General features: G+C 50.7%; 1 protein-coding gene and 1 tRNA gene. One reads left to right on the top strand and one right to left on the bottom strand.

Annotated features, from left to right (window positions below):
• Positions 1–76: 76 nt before the first annotated feature.
• Positions 77–152, bottom strand: a tRNA-Phe gene (locus AC1DUO_RS24860).
• Between the two features lie 706 nt (positions 153–858).
• Between AC1DUO_RS24860 and AC1DUO_RS24855 the strand changes: the two genes are divergently transcribed.
• Positions 859–1,541, top strand: a 683-nt coding sequence (locus AC1DUO_RS24855) for an Orn/Lys/Arg decarboxylase N-terminal domain-containing protein (RefSeq protein WP_477989322.1), incomplete at its 3' end; no start/stop codon positions are given.

The raw sequence follows: 1,541 nt of genomic DNA, 5'->3' as shown, positions 1-1,541 counted from the left end.
GTCATCGAACGGAGTTCGATGGAGAGTCCGTATCTCTGAAAGCAAAAAACCCGCCATAGGCGGGTTTCTTTAAATATGGTGCCCGGACTCGGAATCGAACCAAGGACACAGGGATTTTCAATCCCTTGCTCTACCGACTGAGCTATCCGGGCAACGGGGCGCATTAAACCGTATCGGGCATGTGCCGTCAACGGCTTTTTGTGACAACCGCGGGGTTCGTCAACCGACTGATGATTTTTACGACAATTTGACGATTTAACTTAGGGTTCAGGCCGCTTACCCCGTTCGTACCCGGCAATAATCCCGAAAAGCGCGGAAATTCCGGGCGTAATCCATGTCGCATTCTGTAAGAAATTCGCGCAATGTTCAGGGTTGAACAGGGGGGTAAAAGATGCCATTATTGCGCCGATTTATTAAACAACTCTGATCCCGTTTTCACGCGACAGCTCAAGAGGGTTGCGGCATGGCTGGTTTATCACATCGCACTGTTCGTCAGTGCACAAACAATCTGATGATGATCTCCGGGTGCTGTAAACACCACGATTTCAGTTTTCCTCCATTTGTAGTCTCTTTCATGCGGTAAGGCTACCGTTTGCTCGCTGTCAGGCATTATTAAAAACAGAGAATAAAACAGAACAGTTCTCTGATTTTAATGTTGTCTATCAGACGTGGCCTGGCCTGAAACCCGATTTGTCACCACTTTGCCATACCGGCATTGTTCTGTTGCACTCGATATCTCGCTTTAGCCAACGTCATTTGCCGGGCTGGACTCTGCGCTCTATACCTTTAATGACGTATGCGCCAGCTCATTGCCGTGCCACCTGGCACACCCTCTTACTTAACCGTTTGAGAGCCTGAATGAAACACTTAAAACTTGCAGCAAGCGCTTCCGTCGCCCCTTATCTCCAGACAGCACGTCTGGTCGTTGACCTGCGTCGCGCCGATTACGCGGACGTTGCGGCCATCATTATTTCTGTCGGTGACCTGAACCACGGCAGGCTGGCGGATATTGAAACGCTGGGATTTGGTATTCCCGCGTTTGTTGCGGTGCAGGGGACGGAGCAGGTTTCACCTGAGTTTCTGCCGTTGCTGAAAGGCGTAATCACGCTATCGGACGCCAATCAGGCATTTTATGCCGCGCAGATTGAGTCTGCCGCACAGGTTTATGAAGAAGCCTTATTCCCGCCGTTTTTCGATACGCTGAAAAAGTATGTCGAGATGGAGAACGCCACTTTCGCCTGTCCGGGGCATCAGGGCGGCGAGTTTTTCCGTCGTCATCCGGCAGGGCGCCAGTTTTATGATTTCTATGGCCCGAATATTTTTCGCTCCGACATGTGTAATGCGGACGTCAAACTGGGCGATTTACTGATCCACGAAGGTTCAGCGAAAGATGCCCAAAAGTATGCGGCTAAAGTCTTCAGCGCAGATAAAACGTATTTCGTGCTCAACGGCACGTCTGCGGCCAATAAAGTCGTCACCAACGCGCTGCTGACCCGCGACGATCTGGTGCTGTTCGACCGTAATAACCACAAATCAAACCA

The organism is Rahnella sp. P4_A8 (genome assembly GCF_056402435.1).
This window is presented reverse-complemented; position numbering and strand designations above follow the sequence as displayed.